At 69.9% G+C, this 18,000-nt stretch carries 20 protein-coding genes; 13 read left to right on the top strand and 7 right to left on the bottom strand.

Annotated elements, in window-relative coordinates; all coding sequences use genetic code 11:
- Window positions 1-29 precede the first annotated feature (29 nt).
- The 7 genes from EOD42_RS08325 to EOD42_RS08300 are packed head-to-tail and all read left to right on the top strand — an operon-like array spanning window position 30 to window position 4,683.
- Window positions 30-761, top strand: coding sequence for a GntR family transcriptional regulator (locus EOD42_RS08325; RefSeq protein ID WP_164867834.1), 732 nt, complete (start codon window positions 30-32; stop codon window positions 759-761).
- 57 nt (window positions 762-818) lie between these two features.
- A complete protein-coding gene (locus tag EOD42_RS25845) occupies window positions 819-962 on the top strand; it encodes a hypothetical protein (RefSeq protein WP_164867833.1) in 144 nt (47 codons plus the stop codon).
- Window positions 963-1,011: 49 nt separating this feature from the next.
- On the top strand, window positions 1,012-1,227 hold the full coding sequence (locus EOD42_RS08320) for an SH3 domain-containing protein (RefSeq protein ID WP_127787022.1): 216 nt from the start codon (window positions 1,012-1,014) through the stop codon (window positions 1,225-1,227).
- An 8-nt stretch (window positions 1,228-1,235) separates the two neighbouring features.
- On the top strand, window positions 1,236-2,348 hold the full coding sequence (locus EOD42_RS08315) for a methionine ABC transporter ATP-binding protein (RefSeq protein ID WP_240655060.1): 1,113 nt from the start codon (window positions 1,236-1,238) through the stop codon (window positions 2,346-2,348).
- Between the two features lie 20 nt (window positions 2,349-2,368).
- A complete protein-coding gene (locus tag EOD42_RS08310) occupies window positions 2,369-3,010 on the top strand; it encodes a methionine ABC transporter permease (RefSeq protein ID WP_456308079.1) in 642 nt (213 codons plus the stop codon).
- 36 nt (window positions 3,011-3,046) lie between these two features.
- On the top strand, window positions 3,047-3,868 hold the full coding sequence (locus EOD42_RS08305) for a MetQ/NlpA family ABC transporter substrate-binding protein (RefSeq protein ID WP_127787021.1): 822 nt from the start codon (window positions 3,047-3,049) through the stop codon (window positions 3,866-3,868).
- A gap of 11 nt (window positions 3,869-3,879) precedes the next feature.
- Window positions 3,880-4,683 (top strand): MetQ/NlpA family ABC transporter substrate-binding protein, encoded by an 804-nt coding sequence (locus EOD42_RS08300; RefSeq protein WP_127787020.1) that lies wholly within the window; start codon window positions 3,880-3,882, stop codon window positions 4,681-4,683.
- Between the two features lie 106 nt (window positions 4,684-4,789).
- On the opposite strand, the gene EOD42_RS08295 is transcribed toward EOD42_RS08300, so the two are convergent.
- The 7 genes from EOD42_RS08295 to EOD42_RS08265 form a co-directional block, all read right to left on the bottom strand.
- On the bottom strand, window positions 4,790-5,191 hold the full coding sequence (locus EOD42_RS08295; protein WP_127787019.1) for a DUF983 domain-containing protein: 402 nt from the start codon (window positions 5,189-5,191) through the stop codon (window positions 4,790-4,792).
- Between the two features lie 14 nt (window positions 5,192-5,205).
- Entirely contained in the window at window positions 5,206-6,585 is a 1,380-nt protein-coding gene (locus EOD42_RS08290; RefSeq protein WP_127787018.1) for an aminotransferase-like domain-containing protein, read from the bottom strand.
- A 93-nt stretch (window positions 6,586-6,678) separates the two neighbouring features.
- Window positions 6,679-7,575 (bottom strand): hemolysin family protein, encoded by an 897-nt coding sequence (locus EOD42_RS08285; protein ID WP_127787017.1) that lies wholly within the window; start codon window positions 7,573-7,575, stop codon window positions 6,679-6,681.
- A gap of 13 nt (window positions 7,576-7,588) precedes the next feature.
- Window positions 7,589-8,080 (bottom strand): rRNA maturation RNase YbeY, encoded by a 492-nt coding sequence (gene ybeY / locus EOD42_RS08280; protein WP_127787016.1) that lies wholly within the window; start codon window positions 8,078-8,080, stop codon window positions 7,589-7,591.
- The gene (locus EOD42_RS08275; protein WP_408902147.1) at window positions 8,064-9,140 is read right to left on the bottom strand and encodes a PhoH family protein; all 1,077 of its coding nucleotides are present in this window, start codon (window positions 9,138-9,140) and stop codon (window positions 8,064-8,066) included. Before EOD42_RS08275 ends, ybeY begins: the two co-directional genes overlap by 17 nt.
- Window positions 9,137-10,492 (bottom strand): tRNA (N6-isopentenyl adenosine(37)-C2)-methylthiotransferase MiaB, encoded by a 1,356-nt coding sequence (gene miaB / locus EOD42_RS08270; RefSeq protein WP_127787015.1) that lies wholly within the window; start codon window positions 10,490-10,492, stop codon window positions 9,137-9,139. Before miaB ends, EOD42_RS08275 begins: the two co-directional genes overlap by 4 nt.
- Window positions 10,493-10,666: 174 nt before the next feature.
- Window positions 10,667-11,332: a GntR family transcriptional regulator gene (locus tag EOD42_RS08265; RefSeq protein ID WP_127787014.1), complete on the bottom strand. Its 666-nt coding sequence runs from the start codon at window positions 11,330-11,332 to the stop codon at window positions 10,667-10,669.
- 114 nt (window positions 11,333-11,446) lie between these two features.
- Here EOD42_RS08265 and EOD42_RS08260 point away from each other — a divergent pair, with 114 nt between their 5' ends.
- The 6 genes from EOD42_RS08260 to EOD42_RS08235 all read left to right on the top strand — a co-directional run bounded on the left by EOD42_RS08260 (window position 11,447) and on the right by EOD42_RS08235 (window position 17,998).
- The gene (locus tag EOD42_RS08260; protein WP_127787013.1) at window positions 11,447-12,892 is read left to right on the top strand and encodes an aldehyde dehydrogenase; all 1,446 of its coding nucleotides are present in this window, start codon (window positions 11,447-11,449) and stop codon (window positions 12,890-12,892) included.
- Between the two features lies 1 nt (window position 12,893).
- Window positions 12,894-13,922 (top strand): NAD-dependent epimerase/dehydratase family protein, encoded by a 1,029-nt coding sequence (locus EOD42_RS08255; RefSeq protein ID WP_127787012.1) that lies wholly within the window; start codon window positions 12,894-12,896, stop codon window positions 13,920-13,922.
- Window positions 13,923-14,011: 89 nt separating this feature from the next.
- Window positions 14,012-14,989: a Bug family tripartite tricarboxylate transporter substrate binding protein gene (locus EOD42_RS08250; protein WP_206020296.1), complete on the top strand. Its 978-nt coding sequence runs from the start codon at window positions 14,012-14,014 to the stop codon at window positions 14,987-14,989.
- A gap of 10 nt (window positions 14,990-14,999) precedes the next feature.
- A complete protein-coding gene (locus EOD42_RS08245) occupies window positions 15,000-15,659 on the top strand; it encodes an RraA family protein (protein ID WP_127787010.1) in 660 nt (219 codons plus the stop codon).
- 6 nt (window positions 15,660-15,665) lie between these two features.
- On the top strand, window positions 15,666-16,592 hold the full coding sequence (locus tag EOD42_RS08240; RefSeq protein ID WP_127787009.1) for a 2-hydroxyacid dehydrogenase: 927 nt from the start codon (window positions 15,666-15,668) through the stop codon (window positions 16,590-16,592).
- Entirely contained in the window at window positions 16,589-17,998 is a 1,410-nt protein-coding gene (locus EOD42_RS08235; RefSeq protein ID WP_127787008.1) for an FAD-binding oxidoreductase, read from the top strand. Before EOD42_RS08240 ends, EOD42_RS08235 begins: the two co-directional genes overlap by 4 nt.
- Window positions 17,999-18,000 lie beyond the last annotated feature (2 nt).

Raw genomic sequence — 18,000 nt, 5'->3', positions numbered from 1 at the left:
ATGCGGTTGGGATAGGCATGGAGATGGGGATGGGCGAGACCAAGCCTGAGGCCGATTCAGTGACCCCGAGGCGCGCCCGAATCCCCGCAGCCCCCCGTGAGCGCGCGGTCGCCCTGAAGGACCGCGCCTATGACATCATCAAGCACCACATCATCACCTGCCGCTTCGCCCCCGGCGAAAAGCTGAACGAGGCGCAGGTGGGCACGCGGCTGAACCTCAGCCGCATGCCGGTGCGCAACGCCCTGGCCAAGCTGGCGCTGGAGGGGCTGGTCACCATCCGCCCCCGCAAGGGCCTGGAAGTGCGCCCGGTGGACCCGGAGGAACTGCTCCAGATCATCGAGGCGCGCGTCATCAACGAATGCCGCGCCATCAAGCTGGCGGCGCGCAACGTGACCGACGAGGAGTTGGCCGCGCTGCGCGACGTGATCGACCGCACCGCCGCCGCCGAGGCCAGCCACGATACCGAGACGATGATGCTGCTGGATCGTGAGTTCCACGACCTGCTGGCGCGCGCCTCGGGTTCGGCCGTGTTCTCGGACATCCTGCGCAACCTGCATGACCGTTCGGTGCGGTTCTGGTTCATCTCGCTGAACGAGCAGACCCAGCAGGGCACCGTGCTGCGCGACCACCGCGAGATCGTGGAGGCGATGGAGGCGCGTGACGGCGCGGCGGCGTCGCGCGCGCTGGCGCGGCATATCGAGGCGTTCCGCCGCAACGTCACGCAGCGCGTGCGGGATGGGTGGCCCCATTCCGCGAATTAATGTGTGGAATAAGAGTTTCACGTTGAATGTACGAATTGGCGTGTGTATATCCACGCCATGTCCAGCGTCGTCCTCTCCTCGCTCCTCGCGATCGACCTGCCCTCCCTGCTCGCCGCCATGGCCGCGGCAGCCGGTGTGGCGCTGAATATCCTCATGCCCGCCGATGAGGAGACGCTGGCGGTCGCCATGCGCTGTTGCTGATCCAGGAATACGCGTTTTTTCCTGTGGTTTTCATGACAGCGAGCTTCCCATGCGCACCTCCCTTCCCATCTCCGCCGCCGGCTCCGTCGTCGCCCTGCTCCAGCGCGGCGACCAGGGCTGGTTCCTGATCGCCCTCGACGGCCGGCTTTCGGACCTCGACCGCCAGGATTTCGCGACCCCCGAGGCAGCGGAACGCATCGCCCGCCTGCACCTGGCGGTGAACCACCCGACCGTGCCCCCGCTGGGTACCTCGCTGCGCCACTGATGGCTGTAATGGCAGGGCTGCTTTCGCAGGCCCTGGCGGTTCCGCACTCCCTGGGGCATACCGCCGCCACCATGCAGAATTCCGCACCGCCCGCCATCGTGCTGGAGGGGCTCCGCAAGCGCTATGCCGCCGGCGGAACCCTCGCCCTCGACGACGTGTCCATCTCGGTCCAGCCCGGCGAGATCTTCGGCATTGTCGGCCGCTCCGGCGCCGGCAAATCCACACTGATCCGCTGTGTTAACCTGCTGGAGCGTCCGGACAGCGGCCAGGTGCGGGTGCTGGGCGACGACATGCTGGGGCTGGACGATGCGGGGCTGAACCGGGCGCGCCGGGGCATCGGCATGGTGTTCCAGCACTTCAACCTGCATTCCCGCCGCACGGTGGCCGAGAACATCGCCTTCCCGCTGGAAGTGGCCGGCGTACCCGCAGCCGAGCGCCGCAGCCGCGTGGCCGAGATCCTGCCCCTGGTGGGCCTCGAAGCCCGCGCCAACGCCTACCCCGCACAGCTCTCCGGCGGCCAGAAGCAGCGCGTGGGCATCGCGCGCGCGCTGGCCTCCCGCCCCCGCGTGCTGCTGTGCGACGAGGCGACCAGCGCGCTGGACCCCGAGACGACCGAGGAAATCCTGGCCCTGATCCGCGACCTGCGGGCCCGGCTGGACCTGACGGTGCTGCTGATCACCCATGAGATGGGCGTGGTGAAGGCCATCTGCGACCGCGTGGCGGTGATGGAGGCAGGCCGCGTGATCGAGCACGGCCGCGTCTTCGACGTGTTCACCAGGCCCGCGCAGCCCACCACGCGCCGCTTCGTGTCCGAGGTCATCGGCCATTCGGTGCCCGCCGAGACCATCGCCCGCCTGCCCGCGCCCGAGGCCGGCGAGACCCGCTACCTGGCCCATGTGCTGTTCGCCGGCCCCAACAGCACGCGTGCCGTGATCAGCCAGGCCAGCCGCGAGTTCGGCGTGGACTACAACATCGTCTCGGGCCGCATCGACGAGATCTCGGGCGAGCCCTTCGGCATCATGGCCGTCGCCGCCTATGGCGCGCCCGCCAAGGTCACGGCCAGCCTGCTCTGGATGCAGGAACTCGGCCTGACCGTCACGCCCATCGAGGAGCACGCCTGATGAGCTGGCTGACCCCCACCATGCAGGACCTGTTCCTGGAAGCCTTCTGGGAGACGCTGATCATGGTCGGCGCCTCGACGGCCATCTCCGTCGCCCTCGGCCTGCCCATCGCGCTGCTGCTGTTCGTCACGGCCCCCCGGGGCCTGTCGCCCAATGGCTGGGTCAACCGGCCGATCGGGCTGCTGGTGAACGCGCTGCGCTCCACCCCCTTCATCATCCTGATGGTGGCGATCATTCCCTTCACGCGCCTCGTGGTCGGCACCTCCATCGGCACCACGGCGGCCATCGTGCCGCTGGCCCTCGCCGCCACCGCCTTCCTGGCGCGGCTGTTCGAGAACGCGCTGCGTGAGGTCGACCCCGGCGTGGTCGAGGCCGCGCGCGCCATGGGCGCCACCCGGCTGCAGATCGTGGCCAAGGTGCTGGTGCCCGAGGCCCTGCCCGGCCTGATCGCCGCCACCACGGTGGCCGTCGTCTCGCTGATGAGCTTCTCGGCCATGGCAGGCGCCATCGGCGGCGGCGGGCTCGGCGATCTCGGCATCCGCTTCGGCTACCAGCGCTTCATGCCTGAGGTGATGGCCACCGTCGTGGTGCTGCTCATCATCCTGGTGCAGGGGCTGCAATCCCTCGGCGATTACCTCGTCCGCAAGCTCAGTCACCGATAAAAAACCCGGCATCGATAAGAAAACACGGCAGAAACAATGATCAACACCCGCCGCGGCCTGCTGGCCGCCACCGTCTTCTCGTCTCCCCTTTGGGCTCCCGCCCTGGCCCAGGCCCAGAATGCCGAGATCGGCACCGCCGCCCGCCCGATCCGCATCGGCGCCACCGCCGGCCCGCATTCCCAGGTGATGGAGAAGGTGAAGGAGATCGCGGCCCGCGACGGCCTGCACCTGCGTGTCACTGAATTCCGCGACTACATCCAGCCCAACGCGGCGCTGGCCGCCGGCGACCTGGACGCCAACTCCTATCAGCATGAGCCCTTCCTGAACCAGGCCGTGCGCGACCGCCGCCTGCCGCTGGTGTCTGTGGGCAAGACGCTGATCTTCCCGATGGGCCTGTATTCCAAGCGCCACCGCGCCATCGCCGATGTGCCCAATGGCGGGCGCATCGCCATTCCGAACGACCCGACCAATGGCGGGCGCGGCCTGGTGCTGCTGGCCCAGCATGGCGCGTTCACCCTGCGCCCGGGTGCCGATTACAGCGCGACCGTGGCCGACATCACCGCCAACCCGCGCCGCCTGCGCATCGTGGAGCTGGAAGCCGCCCAGCTGCCCCGCGCGCTGGAGGAAGTGGAAGCCGCGACCATCAACACCAACTTCGCCATCCCGGCCGGGCTGAACCCCGTGCGCGACGCCATCGCGCTGGAAAGCTCCGACAGCCCCTATGCCAACCTCATCGCGGTGCATCGCGACAACCAGAACGCCCCCTGGGTGCGGCGCCTGGTCGCTGCCTATCAGAACCAGGAAATCAAGGATTTCGTGCAGGCGACCTTCCAGGGCGCCGTCGTCCCCGCTTTCTGAGGAGCATCACCATGCTGCGTCGTTCCCTTCTGAGCCTGCCCGCCCTCGTGGCGCCGGGCCTTGCCTTCGCCCAGGGTGCCGATCTGGGCACCGCCGCCCGCCCGGTGCGCGTGGGCGTCACCCAGGGCGTCCATGCCCAGGCCTTCGAGAAGGTGCGCGAAGTGCTCGCCCGCGACGGCTTCATCACCCGCGCCACCGAGTTCAGCGACTTCGTGCAGCCCAACGCCGCCCTGCAATCGGGCGACCTGGATGCCAACGCCTATCAGCACATGCCCTTCCTGGAGGCGCAGAAGGCCGCGCGCGGCTATGACTTCGTCTCCGTCGGCCGCACCGTGCTGACGCTGATGGGCGTGTTCTCCCGCAAGCACCGCGACCTGGCCTCCCTGCCGAACGGCGCGCGCGTGGCCATTCCGAACGACCCGACCAATGGCGGCCGCGCCCTGCTGCTGCTGGCCCAGGCCGGGGTGTTCCGCCTGCGCGCCGGCGCGGACCACCGCGCGACGGTTGCCGACATCACCGAGAACCCGAAGCGCGTGCGCATCGTGGAGCTGGAGGCCGCCACCATCGTGCGCGCGCTGGATGACGTGGATGCCGGTGCCATCACCGGCAACTACGCCGTGCCCGCCGGCCTCAACCCCCTGCGCGACGCGCTGGCGCGCGAGAATGAGCAGAGCGTCTACACCTGCCTGGTGGTGGTGCGCCGCGCGAACGAGAACGCGGCCTGGGCGCGCAAGCTGGCATCCGGCTATGCGAACCCGGAGGTGAAGGCCTGGGTGGAAGCAACCTTCGGCGGCGCGGTGATCTCGGGCGGCTGAGCGTGTTCGGGGGGCTGTGCCCCCCGAGCCTCCATTGAGGGGCCCTGCCCCCCCACCTGGTAAGCGTTTGGCGGGGACGCAGGGTGCGGCGCCCCTTACCGGGGGCCTAAGGGGCGGGCACCCCGGTTTCCTTCACCGCCACCCGCGCCTCCCCTGCCTCGTTCTGATACTGGCTCGCCACCAGCCAGCCTTTCAGCGGCCGCAGCGGCGGAATGCAGGTCAGCAGCACGAAGGGCAGCGTGGTCACCAGATGCACCCAGTAGGGCGCCTGGAACTGCACCTCGATCCACACCCCCAGCAGGGCGCTCGGGATGCAGGCGAAGCAGATGACGAAGAAGGCCGGGCCGTCGGCCGGGTCCGCGAAGCTGTAGTCCAGGCCGCACACCTCGCAGCTCCGCCCCAGCTTCAGGAAGCCGTCGAACAGGTGGCCCTCGCCGCAGCGGGGGCAGCGGCCGCGGATGCCGACCTGGAAGGGCGACAAGGGCGGCCATTGGCGTGGCTCATTCATGGCAGGATGGTCTTTCAGACGATCAGGGTATCGGTGGGCAGATCGCGCCATAGGCCCGCGATGATGCCCAATGCTTGTTCCAGCGTGCCGCTATCGGCAGGCGCGCCGAGGCCGATGCGCAGGGCCTCCGGCGCTTCGGCCAGGGTGAAGGCATCGCTTGCCACCACCCCCACGCCGGCCGCCCGCAGCCGCGCGACGAAGGCGCCCCGCGTCCAGGGCGCCGGCAGGGACAGCCACAGGTGAAAGCCCTCCGGGTCGGCGCGCAGCGCATCCGCGGGCAGCAGCCGCGCGGCCAGGCGCTGGCGGGCGCGGGCTTCCCGGCGGATGCCGGCGGTGATGGCGGCGGCGGTGCCGTCATGGATCCAGCGCGTCGCGATCCCCGCGCCCAGCGGTGAGGCCATCGCCGCCGTCGCCCTGATGGCGCCCACCACGCGCTGCAGCGGCGCGCCTTCGGGCACCACCAGATAGGCGACGCGCAGCACCGGAGAGACCGGCTTGGCCAGCCCCGCCACATGCCAGGTCACATCCGGCCCGAAGGCTGCGATGGGCGGCGGGCCTGCCTCGGGCAGCGCGCCATAGGCATCGTCCTCCAGGATCGGCACGCCATGGCGGCGCGCGATCTCGACCAGCGCCAGGCGCCGGCCGGCCGGCAGGGTGATGGTCGTGGGGTTCTGCAGGGTCGGGTTGCAGTAGAGCGCCCGGGGCGCGCGCTCCCGGCACGCCTGCTCGAAAGCGTCGGGCAGAATGCCCTCGGCATCCATGGGCAGCCCCACCAGGCGCAGGCGCAGATGGGCCGCCGCCGCGATCAGGCCGGGATAGGTCAGCGCCTCGGCGCAGATGGTGTCGCCTGCCTGGGCCAGCGTGCCCAGCACGGCCAGCAGCGCGCCCTGCGCGCCCGGTGCCACCAGCAGGCGGTCCAGCGGCACGGCGCCAAGGCGCGGCGCCAGCCAGGCCGCCCCCGCCGCCCTGTCCTCACGCGTGCCGCCCGGGGTCTGGTAGCGCATCAGGAAACGCAGGTCGGGCAAGGGGGTCTCGGCCACCAGCCGGGCCAGGGCGGCATCGGCCGGCATGGGCGGGGTGTTCATGCTCATGTCCAGCATGCCGCTTTCGGCATCGGGCCGGACCGCCTGCGGCACCGGCTGGGCGCGGATGAAGGTGCCCTGCCCTACGCGCCCCTCCACCAGGCCACGCCGCGCGGCCTCGGCATAGGCGCGGCTGATGGTGGTGAAGTCCACGCCCAGCGCCTCCGCCAGGCTGCGCTGGGGCGGCAGGCGCCGTCCCGGCGGCAACTCGCCGGAGCGGATGTCCGCCTGCAGCGCATCGGCGATGGCCAGGTAGAGCGGGCCTTCGCTGCGGCTGACGGCGGGTTGCCAGATGCTGGGATTGCTGGACATGCCGGGAAGATATGCATGCACATTGCCTGCATCAATTCAGGAAATCAGGCACATACAATACAGACAAAAAAGGCGCCCCGAAGGGCGCCTGTTTCATTCGGCGGCGGCCTTGCCGGCCCCCGCTACAGTGCCTGCGCCCGGCGGCCGCACCCGCAACCGCCTGATCCGCCTGGGGTCCGCATCCAGCACCCGGAACTCCAGGCCTGAGGAATGGCTGATCAGCTCACCCTTAACCGGCACCCGGCCGGCCAGGGTGAAGACCAGGCCGCCCACCGTGTCGATGTCCGCCCCGCGCTCCTCCTCGGTCAGCACCGGGCCGAAACGGGCCTCGAACTCGCCCACCGTGGTCCGCGCATCCAGGTCGATCGTCCCGTCCAGGCGTTCCGTGATGTGGGGCGCGCCCACCTCGTCATGCTCGTCCGCGATGTCGCCGACGATGGTCTCCACCAGGTCCTCGATGGTGACCAGGCCGTCGATGCCGCCATACTCGTCGACGACCAGCGCCATGTGGATGCGCTCCTGCCGCATGCGCAGCAGCAGGTCGAGCACGGGCACGCTCGGCACCACGAACAGCGGCTTGCGCAGGATCTTGCGCAGGCTGAACTCCTCGCGGGCGCCGGCATAGGCGAAGATGTCCTTGATGTGGACCATGCCCAGCACCTCATCCAGCTGCCCGTGGATGACCGGGTAGCGGGAGTGCCCCTCGCGCGCGGTGGCGGCGATGGCCTGTTCCATCGTCAGGCTGTCGGGCAGCGGGATGATGTCCGCGCGCGGCACCATCACATCCACCGCCGTGGTGCCGCGCAGCTTCAGCACATTGGTCAGCAGCGCGCGTTCGTTCGCGTCGAGCTCGGTGGTCGAGGTTTCCTCGTCCTCCGGCTCCGGCGCCACGATCAGTTCCTCGACGCGGTCGCGCAGCGATTCGTGCGGCCGCTTGCGCAGCTTGCCCGCCAGCCGCGCGATCCAGGGCGGGTTGGTTCCCTCGCTCATAGGCGGCGCCCCCTCATGTGCGGCGCCATGGGTTGGGCTGGCGGATCATGGCCATGGCGCGCGACTCCGTGCGCTCCATCAACCGTGCCTCGCCGGCCTCCAGATGGTCATGGCCCAGCACATGCAGCGTGCCGTGCGCGATCAGATGCGCGAAATGGGCCGTGGGCTTCTTGCCCTCGGCCTGCGCTTCCCGCCGCACCGTCTCGACCGAGATGGCGATATCGCCCAGCGCCGGGCCGATGCCCGGAAAGCTGAGGACATTGGTGGGCTTCACCTTGTCGCGATGGTCGCTGTTGAGCTGTTTCAACGTGCGGTCATCCGCCAGCAGCACGGTCAGCGCGGCCCCGCGGGGGACCGGCACGCCGTTCGCACGGATGGCCGCGAGTGCGGCGCGCTGCGCCAGCAACTCCGGCTGCTTCACCAGACGACGCCAGCCTGGCGCCGCCGTGATGATCTCGATGAAGGGCCTAGATCGGCCCTCCGGGGGACTACTTCGGTCCGGCATGTTCTCCTGCCCAGCCGCGTCCACGGCGGGTGTGTTGCGCGGGCTCTGCCCGCTCCTCGGCGCGGTTGTAAGCCGCAACGATGCGTCCCACCAAGGGGTGGCGCACAACATCGGTCTCCGAGAAGCGCATCATGCCGATTCCGGGCACGTTCTGCAAAATGTTCACCGCCTCCACCAGGCCCGAGGGCTGGCCGTTCGGCAGGTCGATCTGGCTGGGGTCGCCGGTGATGACCATGCGGCTGCCCTCACCCAGGCGCGTCAGGAACATCTTCATTTGGGCGGGGGTGGTGTTCTGCGCCTCGTCCAGGATGGCGAAGCAATTGGCGAGCGTGCGCCCGCGCATGAAGGCGAGCGGCGCGATCTCGATCTCACCGGCGGACATGCGGCGCGTCAGCTGGTCGCCGGGCACCATGTCGTTCAGCGCGTCATACAGCGGGCGGAGATAGGGATCGACCTTCTCCTTCATGTCGCCCGGCAGGAAGCCCAGGCGCTCGCCGGCCTCCACGGCCGGGCGGGACAGCACGATGCGGCTGACGGTGCCGGCCATCAGCATGGCGACACCCTGCGCCACGGCCAGATAGGTCTTGCCGGTGCCGGCGGGGCCGAGGCCAAAGCTGATGTCGTGCTTGCCCAGGATTTCCATGTAGGCGGCCTGGGCGGGGCTGCGCGGGGCCACCGTGCCGCGGCGGGTGCGGATCTGCGGCAGGTCGCGCAGCGGCAGGCGGGGCTCCTGCTCGCCCTCGGCGAAGCGCAGCGCGCCGTCCACCTGGGCCATGGTGCAGCCCTCGCCGCGCTGCAGCCCGTGCCAGAGCCCACGAAGCGCCGCCTCCGCGACCATCGTGCGCTCCACCGGGCCCGTGATGCAGATGCCGTTGCGCGTGCGGTCCACCCGCACACCCGCCACCTTCTCCACCTTCACCATATGCTCGTCATGGGCACCGAACAGCTCCTGGAGCAATCGGTTGTCCTCGAAGGGCAAGGTGACGGATCGGCTCTCGGAAGCACCGATGGCCGTGCCCGACGGGCGGGAGGAAAGGCGGGGGGTGTAGGTCGTGCTCAAGCGGCGTGTTGCTCCGGCAAGGGTTTGGCACTGTCCTTCAGAACGCAAGTGAGCGAGTTGGCGGTGGCCGAGACGGCCTGCATGCGGATGATGCTGCCTTCGAGGCCCTGCGGCCCCTCGGCATGCACCGCCTGCAACCAGGGGGAACGGCCGGCGATCTGGCCCGGGTGGCGCCCGGGGCCCGTCACCAGCACATCGAATTCCTGCCCGACGCGCGCGGCGTTGAAGCCGCGCTGCTGCTCGGCCAGCAGGGCTTGCAGCTCCGCCAGCCGGGCATCCTTCACCGCCTCCGCCACCTGCAGCGGCGCGCGGGAGGCCGGGGTGCCGGGGCGGGCGGAATACTTGAAGCTGAAGGCGCCGGCGAAACCGATGTCGCGCACCAGCTGCATGGTGGCCTCGTGGTCGGCATCCGTCTCGCCCGGATGGCCCACGATGAAGTCGCTCGTCAGCGCCAGGTCGGGGCGCGCCTCGCGCAGGCGGTCCACCAGGCGGCGGTATTCGTCGGCCGTGTGGCCGCGGTTCATCGCCTGCAGCACGCGGTCGGAGCCGCTCTGCACCGGCAGGTGCAGCATGGGCATCAGCTGCGGAATGTCGCGATGCGCCGCGATCAGGTCATCGCCCATGTCGCGCGGGTGAGAGGTGGTGTAGCGGATCCGCGCCAGCCCCGGGATCTCGGCCAGCGCCCGCACCAGGCCGGACAGCCCGCCCACGCCCTCGCCGTGATAGGCATTCACATTCTGGCCCAGCAGCGTGATCTCACGCGCGCCGGCCTCGACCAGGCGGCGGGCTTCCGCCAGCACGGCGGCAGCGGGGCGGGAGGTCTCGGCGCCGCGCGTATAGGGCACCACGCAGAAGGAGCAGAACTTGTCGCAGCCTTCCTGCACGGTCAGGAAGGCGGTCACGCCCTGCTGGGTCCGGGCCTCGGGCAGGTGGTCGAACTTGCTTTCCTCGGGGAAGTCGGTGTCGAGCACGAGCCCGCCCGCCCGGCTGGCGCGGGCCACCATCTCCGGCAGGCGGTGGATGGTCTGCGGGCCCATCACGATATCGACATAGGGGGCACGGGCCGCGATCTCGGCGCCCTCGGCCTGGGCGACGCAGCCGGCCACGGCCAGCACCATGTCGCGCCCCGCCTGGCGGCGCTCCTCCTTGACCAGCCGCAGGCGGCCGAGCTCGGAGAACAGCTTCTCAGCCGCCTTTTCGCGGATGTGGCAGGTGTTGAGGATGACCATGTCGGCTTCCTCGGGCGCTTCCGTCGGCCCGAAGCCCAGCGGCGCCAGCACCTCGGCCATGCGCTCACTGTCATACACGTTCATCTGGCAGCCCCAGGTCCGGATCAGCAGCCGCTTGGTCATAGTCCGCAATACCCACTACGCCGCAACAGCGCGGCGGCCCTGCACATGCGAGGCCATGGGGCTTGGGTCAAGCGGAGAGAATCCTCCGGGGGGCAGAATCGTGCGTCATTGCAGTGCAAACCCTTCCAAAACCCACCCGCGCCGGTCAAGCGTCCGATGCGTGACAGAGCGGGATCAGGCCAGGAACTTCTGGATATAGAGCTGGCGCGCGCGATCCATGTGCATGACCGACAGGCGCTCCAGCGTGTCCCGGTCCTTGTCGCGCAGGGCCTGGACCATGGCCTCATGCTCCGCGCAGGCCTGGGCCAGCGCGCCCGGGTCGGCCGCGCCATAGGCCCGGGCGGGGAAGCTCAGCCAGTCATGCAGGCGGATGGACTCGGCCAGGTAGGGGTTGTCGCACAGCCCGTACAGCGCGCGGTGGAAGGCCATGTTTTCCCGGTGGATGCGGATCAGGTCGCCGCTGCGGGCGGCGGCGGCATGGGCCTTCATGGCAGCCACCACCTCGGCCAGCCGCGCGCGGGGCACCGGCAGGGGTGTCGCCTGGGCGGCGGCGCGGTGCAGCACGGCGCGCATGGCATACAGGTCATCCAGCTGCGCCTTCTCGAAGCGCGGCAGCTCCGCGCCGCGATGCCGCGGCTTCACCACCACGCCCAGCCGCTGCAGCTCCGCCAGCGCGGCGCGCACCACATGGCGCTTGGCGTTGTAGTCCTCCATCAGGTGGTCCTCGATCAGCCGCGTGCGCGGCAGGATCCGGCTACGGATGATGTCGGTCTCGATGGCGGCGATGACGGCGGCGACCTGCTCGGGCAGTTCCACGTCCAGGGTGGGGGGCTTGGGCAATATTCTTCCAAAAACTATCGATAATCTTATCGTTCAAATTAGCGACATCGAGTTCCTTTGCAAGATGTCGCAATGGGCGCAAACCCTCGCCGCAAGACTTGAGGGAACGCCGCAATGGATGCGCTACCGCCCGCCCTCCAGGGTGAGGATCTGATCAGCACGAACCCGGCCACCGGCGAGGTGGTGGGCAAGGTGCAGGTCACGACGACGGACGAGCTCGACGCGATGGTCGGGCGCGCCTGGCACGCCTATCACAATTCCGGCTGGAAATCGCTGCTGCCGCACCGCCGCGCGCTGGTGCTGAACGCCATCGCCGACGGCATCGCCGCCGAGAAGGAGGCGCTGGCCACCCTGCAGATGAAGGACAACGGCAAGCCGCTGGCCGAATGCCGGGGCATGGTCGAGAGCGCGATCGGCACCTTCCGCTACTATGCCGGCGTCTGCGAGACGATCGAGACCAACGTGACGCCGAGCCGCGGCGAGTATGTCTCCTTCACCGTGCTGGAGCCCTTCGGCGTGGTGGCGGCGATCACGCCCTGGAACTCGCCCATCATGAACGACGCGACCAAGGTCGCGCCGGCGCTGGCGGCGGGCAATGCGGTGCTGCTGAAGCCCAGCGAGGACAGCCCGCTGCTGGGCCCCGAGCTGGCGCGCATCGCGCTGAAGGCCGGGCTGCCTGCCGACATGCTGCAGGTGGTGCAGGGCAAGGGCGCCGATATCGGTGCCGCGCTGGTCGCCCACCCCGGCGTGCGCATGGTCAGCTTCACGGGCGGCACCACCACGGGCCGCGCCATCGGCCGCACCTGCGGTGACAAGCTGATCCCCGTCGCCCTCGAGCTCGGCGGCAAGTCCCCGCATGTGGTCTTCGCGGATGCGAACATCGAGCATGCGGTGGCCGCCGTGGTCGCGGGCATCTTCGGCTCCGCCGGCCAATCCTGCGTCGCGGGCTCCCGCGTGATGATCGAGGAGAGCATCTATGACGAGGTACTCGCCCAGATCGTGGCGCGCGCCAAGACGCTGAAGGTGCTACCCCCCGATGCCGCCGGCGTGGAGGTCGGCCCGCTCGCCAGCTTCCATCACCGTGATCGCGTGGTGGCCTTCGTGAACCGCGCCCGCCAGGAGGGTGGCCGCATCCTGTGCGGCGGCGAGGTGCCGACGGGCGGCGACTACGACCGCGGCGCCTACTACCTGCCCACCATCATCGACGGCCTGGCCTATGACAGCCTGACCTGCCAGGAGGAGGCCTTCGGCCCCGTGCTGGTCGCCATCCCCTTCAAGGACGAGGCGGAGCTGATCGAAAAGGGCAACGGCACGGCCTTTGGCCTGGCCTGCGGCATCTGGACCGAGAGCTTCAAGAAGGCGTGGCGCATCGGCCGCGCGCTGGAAGCCGGCTCCGTCTGGATCAACACCTACAAGCAATCCGTCACCACCACGCCTTTCGGTGGCTTCAAGAACAGCGGGATCGGTCGCGAGAAAGGCATCGACGGCCTCCGCCTCTACGCACAGGTGAAGAGCATGTATTTCGGTCTGCACGAAAACCCGATGTCGGTGGCCCGCTGAGATGGCGCACAAGGCATCCGCCGCTGTCCCGGTGAAGGGCAGCAAGCTCATGGTGATCGGCGGCGCGAGCCTCGTGGGCTCGGCCACCGTGGATGAAATGCTGGCGCGCGGCGCCGAGCAGGTCATCATCTTCGACAACCTCTCCTTCGGCGGGCAGCCCAACATCGCCCATCTGGAAGGCAACCCGAAGGTCAAGGTCGTCCAGGGCGACATCCTGAAGCTGCATCAGCTTCTGGCCGCGACCGAGGGCGTGGACGCCATCGTCCACCTCGCCGCCTACATGACGCTGAACTTCGACCGCGACCCCTGGGGCGGCATCGATGTGAACGTGCGCGGCGTGCAGAACGTGCTGGAGGCCTGCCGCTCCAACAAGGTGAAGAAGCTGGTCTTCTCCTCCTCCAACGCGGTCTACGGCTATGGCCCGGGCGTGAAGGGTGACCTGGTCGAAGGCGTGCCCTTCCACTCCGAAGGCGCGCCCCCGGCCGCCATCCTGTACGGCGCGTCCAAGATCATGGGCGAGCAGCTGTGCCGTGACGCCTTCCGCAAGCACGGGCAGGACTACGTCGTGCTGCGCTTCTCCACCGTTTACGGTGAGCGCCAGCACTACCGCGCCGCCAACGCGCTCTACATCGTGGAGACGCATGACGCCATCAAGCGCGGTGAGCGCCCGAAGGTGATCGGCGACGGCAGCGAGACCAAGCACTTCGTCTATGTGGGCGACCTCGCGCGCGCCTGCTGCATGGCGATCGAGGCCCCGTCCACCGATGTGGCCGTCAACACCTCGGGCCCCGAGCCCATCACCACGCTGCAGCTGGTGAACCTGGTGGCGGAACTCTCCGGCCGCCCGGACCTGCAGGCCGAGCTGGTGGAGCCCGATCCGACCAAGGTGCGCCTGACCTCCGGCGGTGCCTTCGAGATCGTGCACAAGGCCGCCAAGGACGCCATCGGCTGGGAGCCGCAGGTGACCATGCGCGAAGGGCTGGGCCGCCTGCTGGCCTGGCGCGACGCCGAGGCCAAGCGCAACGCGTGAGAACGACGCCGGGCGGTCCGCCGCCCGGCACCACCCGCGCCCGCCGGGACTGATGACGGGCCGATCCAACGATGCCGAGGATGTCCAAGATGCTGATGCGCCGCCGCGCGCTGGGCCTGATGGCCGGTGCTCCCCTTCTCTCCCTTTCCGCCCCGGCCTTCGGCCAGGGCCGCTATCCCACCCGCCCCGTGCGCTTCGTGGTCCCCTACCCGCCGGGTGGTGCGACGGACGTGATCGCGCGCATGATCGCGGAGAAGCTGACGCCCGTCTGGGGCCAGCCGGTGGTGGTGGAAAACCGCGCCGGTGCCGGCGCGACCCTGGGCGCCGAGGTCGTCGCCCGCTCCGAGCCCGACGGCTACACGCTGTTCGAGACGACCAGCGCGCACACCATCAGCAAGAGCCTGTATCGCAGCCTCTCCTACGACCCGATCCGCGATTTCACCGCCATCACCCTGACGGCCATCGTGCCGCTGGTGCTGGTCGTGTCCAAGAACGTGCCGGCCACCAGCCTGCGTGAGTTCATCACCTGGGGTAAGGCCCAGCGCCAGGGCATCACCTTCGGCTCCACCGGCAACGGCACCGCCCAGCACCTGACCCAGGCGCTGTTCGCGCTGAAGGCCGAGGTGCGGTCCGAGCATGTACCCTATCGCGGCGACGCACCGCTGAACACGGATGTGCTGGGCGGGCTGGTCGATGCCTCCTTCAGCACGCTGTCGGCCGTGCTGCCCTATATCCAGAGCGGCGAGATGAAGGCCATCGCGCTGGCCCACCCCAACCGCATGCAGGCCATCCCGAACGTGCCGACCTTCGCCGAGGCGGGGATGGCCGGTTTCGAGGCCGCGACCTGGTTCGGCACCTTCGCCCCCGCCAGCCTGCCCAATGACCTGCGCGAGAAGATCGCGCGCGACATCAGCGCGCTGGTGGCCGACCCCGCCTTCACCCGCCGCCTGGTCGAGATGGGCGGCGACGTCACGAACTACCCGCCCGCCCGCTTCGACCAGTTCATCGCGGCCGAGACCGCCCGCTGGGCCGAGGCGGTCCGCGTCTCCGGCGCCACCATCAACTGAGGATCGCCCAGTGACCGACGAAGACATCCTGACCCGCGCCGGCGCCATTCCCGTCAGCACCTGGTCCGACGCGCTCGACTATTTCGACATCTGGGGCGTGGTGCAGGGCATGACGCTGCAATCCGGCTCCGGGCGCATCTGCGGCTTCGCCACCACGGCGCGCCAGGTGCCGGGCAAGCTGCATGAGTTCGAGAAGGCCGAGTTCGCGGTGGGGCGCATCGTCTCCGCCGCCGCCCCCGGCCGCGTGCTGATGGTGGATGTGGGCGGGCAGCCCATCTCCACCATGGGCGGCCTCGCGGCCTACGGCACGAAGCAGCTGGGTGCCGCCGGCGTGGTGATCGACGGCGCCTGCCGCGACGTGGATGAGATCCGCAAGACCGGCCTGTGGCTGGCCAGCCGCCATGTGGCGCCCACCACCGGCAAGGGCCGCCTGCGGCTGATGCCGCTGGGCTGCCCTGTCGAGATCGGCGGCATCACCGTGCATCAGGACGACCTGGTGGTCGGCGACGAGACCGGCGTGGTGGTCGTGCCCCGCGCGAAGGTCGAGGAGATCCTGCCCAAGGCCGAGGCGCTGATGGCCGCCGACCTCGCGGTGGAGGAGCGCATGCACCAGGGCCAGACCTTCGCCGAGGCGGGCCGCGCCACCGGCTACCTCTCGCCCAAGGGCTGATCGCCGATGCTGCTGCAACTGGCCCCCATCGGCACCCACGCCGACCCGCAGCTGGACGCGCTCGGCGCCGTGCGGCTGTGGGAACAGCCGAAGGGCTGGCTGGAGCAGCACGGCGCCCGGGTGGAACTGCTGGCCACCAGCGTGCGGCGCGGCTGCGACGCGGCGATGCTGGCGGCGCTGCCGAATCTGAAGGCGATTTCCAGCTGGGGCGTGGGCTATGACACGCTGGATGTCGCGGGCGCCGCCGCGCGCGGCATCCCGGTCGCCAACACGCCCGATGTGCTGGACGATTGCGTGGCCGATCTCGCCTGGGGGCTGATGATCGCGGCCGCCCGGCGCATTCCCGCCGCCGACCGCTATGTGCGCGCCGGCGAGTGGAAGGAGCTGGGCCGCTTCCCGATCACCACCAAGGTCTCGGGCAAGAAGCTGGGCATCCTGGGCCTCGGCCGCATCGGGAGCGCCATCGCGCGCCGTGGCCAGGGTTTCTCGATGGACATCCGCTATCACGGCCGCGGGCCCAAGGCGGATGTGCCCTATGCCTACATGGCCTCCCTGGTCGAACTCGCGGCCTGGAGCGACTTTCTGGTGGTGGCCTGCGAGGGCGGGCCCGCCACCCATCACCTGGTCTCGGCCGAGGTGCTGGCCGCACTCGGGCCGCGCGGCATCCTGGTCAATATCGGCCGCGGCTCCGTGGTGGACCAGGCGGCGCTGATCGCCGCACTCGACATCTGCGCCCTGGGCGGCGCGGGGCTGGATGTGCTGGAGGGCGAGCCGGGTGCGCCGCCCGAGCTGTTCCACCGCAACAATGTCGTGCTGACCCCACATGTCGGCAGCGCCACGCGTGAGACGCGTGAGGCCATGGAACAGCTCGTCGTGGACAATCTGATCGCCTTCGGGCGCGAGGGCCGCCTGCTGACCCCGGTGCGGGCATGAGCCTGCTGGACGCGCTGCGCGCCGCCATCGGCGCCGACCATGTGCTGACCGGCGAGGAAGCCGCCCCCTATCTGACCGACTGGCGCAAGCTGGTGCGCGGCCAGGCCCAGGCGGTGGTGCGCCCCGCCGACACCGCCCAGGTCGCGGCGGTGATGCGGCTGTGTGCCGAACACGGCACCCCCGTGGTGCCGCAGGGCGGCAACACCGGCCAGGTGGCCGGCGGCGTGCCGGGCGCGGATGGCAACGGCATCGTGCTGTCCCTGGCGCGCCTGAACCGCGTGCGCGCCATCGACACCGAGAACGACACCATCACCGTCGAGGCCGGCTGCATCCTGCAATCCATCCAGCAGGCGGCCGAGGCCGCCGGGCGGCTGTTCCCGCTCTCGCTGGGCGCCGAGGGCAGCTGCATGATCGGCGGCAATCTGGCCAGCAATGCCGGCGGCACCGCCGTGCTGCGCTATGGCAATGCGCGCGAGCTGTGCCTGGGCCTGGAAGTGGTGCTGCCCGACGGCGAGATCTGGGACGGGCTGCGCGGCCTGCGCAAGGACAACAGCGGCTATTCCCTGCGCGACCTGTTCATCGGCAGCGAAGGCACGCTCGGCATCATCACGGCCGCGACCCTGAAGCTGTTTCCGCAGCCCGCCGCCCGGCTGACGGCACTGGCCGCCCTGCCCGGCGTGCAGCAGGCGGGCGCCTTCCTCTCGCGCTGCCGCGGCGGCTTCCACGCGGCGCTGACCGGCTTCGAGCTGATGTCCGGCGCCTGCCTGCAACTGGTCACGGCCACCTACCCGCAGCAGCGCCTGCCTTTTCAGCCCCCTTGGGACGCCAGCTGGTACGTGCTGCTGGAAATCAGCGACGCCGAGGGCGAGGAACACGCCACAGCCCGCCTCGAAGCCGTGCTGGGCGAGGCGATGGAGGCCGGCGAGGTCGAGGATGTGGCCCTCGCCCAGAACATCGCCCAGGCCCGCGCGATGTGGACCCTGCGGGAGAGCATCACCCTGGCGCTCGCCGAGGACGGCAAGTGCCTGAAGCATGACGTGTCGCTGCCCGTCTCCGCCGTGCCGGGCTTCGTCGAGAGTACGGATGCGGCACTCCAGGCGCGTTTCCCCGGCATCCGCAACTTCACCTTCGGCCATCTGGGCGACGGCAACCTGCACTACAACGTGGCCCGCCCGGCCCAAGGCACCGACGCGCAGCTGCACGCCATGCAGCCCGACCTTTCCAACCTGGTGCATGACGCGGTGGATGCGCTCGGCGGCTCGATCAGCGCCGAGCAGGGCATCGGCCGCGTCCGCACCCATGATCTCGCCCGCTACAAGCAGCCCACCGCGTTGCGGCTGATGCGGGCCGTCAAGCAGGCCATCGACCCCAAGGGCCTGCTCAATCCAGGCGTGCTGCTGCCATGAAG

The organism is Rhodovarius crocodyli (assembly GCF_004005855.1).
GTDB classification, from domain to species: Bacteria; Pseudomonadota; Alphaproteobacteria; order Acetobacterales; family Acetobacteraceae; genus Rhodovarius; species Rhodovarius crocodyli.
The sequence above is the reverse complement of the archived record's forward strand: the minus strand, read 5'-3'. Positions and strand labels throughout refer to the sequence as shown.

What these genes read in the sequence shown, in the direction of transcription:
- EOD42_RS08325 (WP_164867834.1), top strand. Translation starts at nt 30, where the DNA reads ATGGGCGAGACCAAGCCTGAGGCCGATTCAGTGACCCCGAGGCGCGCC.
- EOD42_RS25845 (WP_164867833.1), top strand. Translation starts at nt 819, where the DNA reads ATGTCCAGCGTCGTCCTCTCCTCGCTCCTCGCGATCGACCTGCCCTCC.
- EOD42_RS08320 (WP_127787022.1), top strand. Translation starts at nt 1,012, where the DNA reads ATGCGCACCTCCCTTCCCATCTCCGCCGCCGGCTCCGTCGTCGCCCTG.
- EOD42_RS08315 (WP_240655060.1), top strand. Translation starts at nt 1,236, where the DNA reads ATGGCAGGGCTGCTTTCGCAGGCCCTGGCGGTTCCGCACTCCCTGGGG.
- EOD42_RS08310 (WP_456308079.1), top strand. Translation starts at nt 2,369, where the DNA reads ATGCAGGACCTGTTCCTGGAAGCCTTCTGGGAGACGCTGATCATGGTC.
- EOD42_RS08305 (WP_127787021.1), top strand. Translation starts at nt 3,047, where the DNA reads ATGATCAACACCCGCCGCGGCCTGCTGGCCGCCACCGTCTTCTCGTCT.
- EOD42_RS08300 (WP_127787020.1), top strand. Translation starts at nt 3,880, where the DNA reads ATGCTGCGTCGTTCCCTTCTGAGCCTGCCCGCCCTCGTGGCGCCGGGC.
- EOD42_RS08295 (WP_127787019.1), bottom strand. Translation starts at nt 5,191, where the DNA reads ATGAATGAGCCACGCCAATGGCCGCCCTTGTCGCCCTTCCAGGTCGGC.
- EOD42_RS08290 (WP_127787018.1), bottom strand. Translation starts at nt 6,585, where the DNA reads ATGTCCAGCAATCCCAGCATCTGGCAACCCGCCGTCAGCCGCAGCGAA.
- EOD42_RS08285 (WP_127787017.1), bottom strand. Translation starts at nt 7,575, where the DNA reads ATGAGCGAGGGAACCAACCCGCCCTGGATCGCGCGGCTGGCGGGCAAG.
- ybeY (WP_127787016.1), bottom strand. Translation starts at nt 8,080, where the DNA reads ATGCCGGACCGAAGTAGTCCCCCGGAGGGCCGATCTAGGCCCTTCATC.
- miaB (WP_127787015.1), bottom strand. Translation starts at nt 10,492, where the DNA reads ATGACCAAGCGGCTGCTGATCCGGACCTGGGGCTGCCAGATGAACGTG.
- EOD42_RS08260 (WP_127787013.1), top strand. Translation starts at nt 11,447, where the DNA reads ATGGATGCGCTACCGCCCGCCCTCCAGGGTGAGGATCTGATCAGCACG.
- EOD42_RS08255 (WP_127787012.1), top strand. Translation starts at nt 12,894, where the DNA reads ATGGCGCACAAGGCATCCGCCGCTGTCCCGGTGAAGGGCAGCAAGCTC.
- EOD42_RS08250 (WP_206020296.1), top strand. Translation starts at nt 14,012, where the DNA reads ATGCTGATGCGCCGCCGCGCGCTGGGCCTGATGGCCGGTGCTCCCCTT.
- EOD42_RS08240 (WP_127787009.1), top strand. Translation starts at nt 15,666, where the DNA reads ATGCTGCTGCAACTGGCCCCCATCGGCACCCACGCCGACCCGCAGCTG.
- EOD42_RS08235 (WP_127787008.1), top strand. Translation starts at nt 16,589, where the DNA reads ATGAGCCTGCTGGACGCGCTGCGCGCCGCCATCGGCGCCGACCATGTG.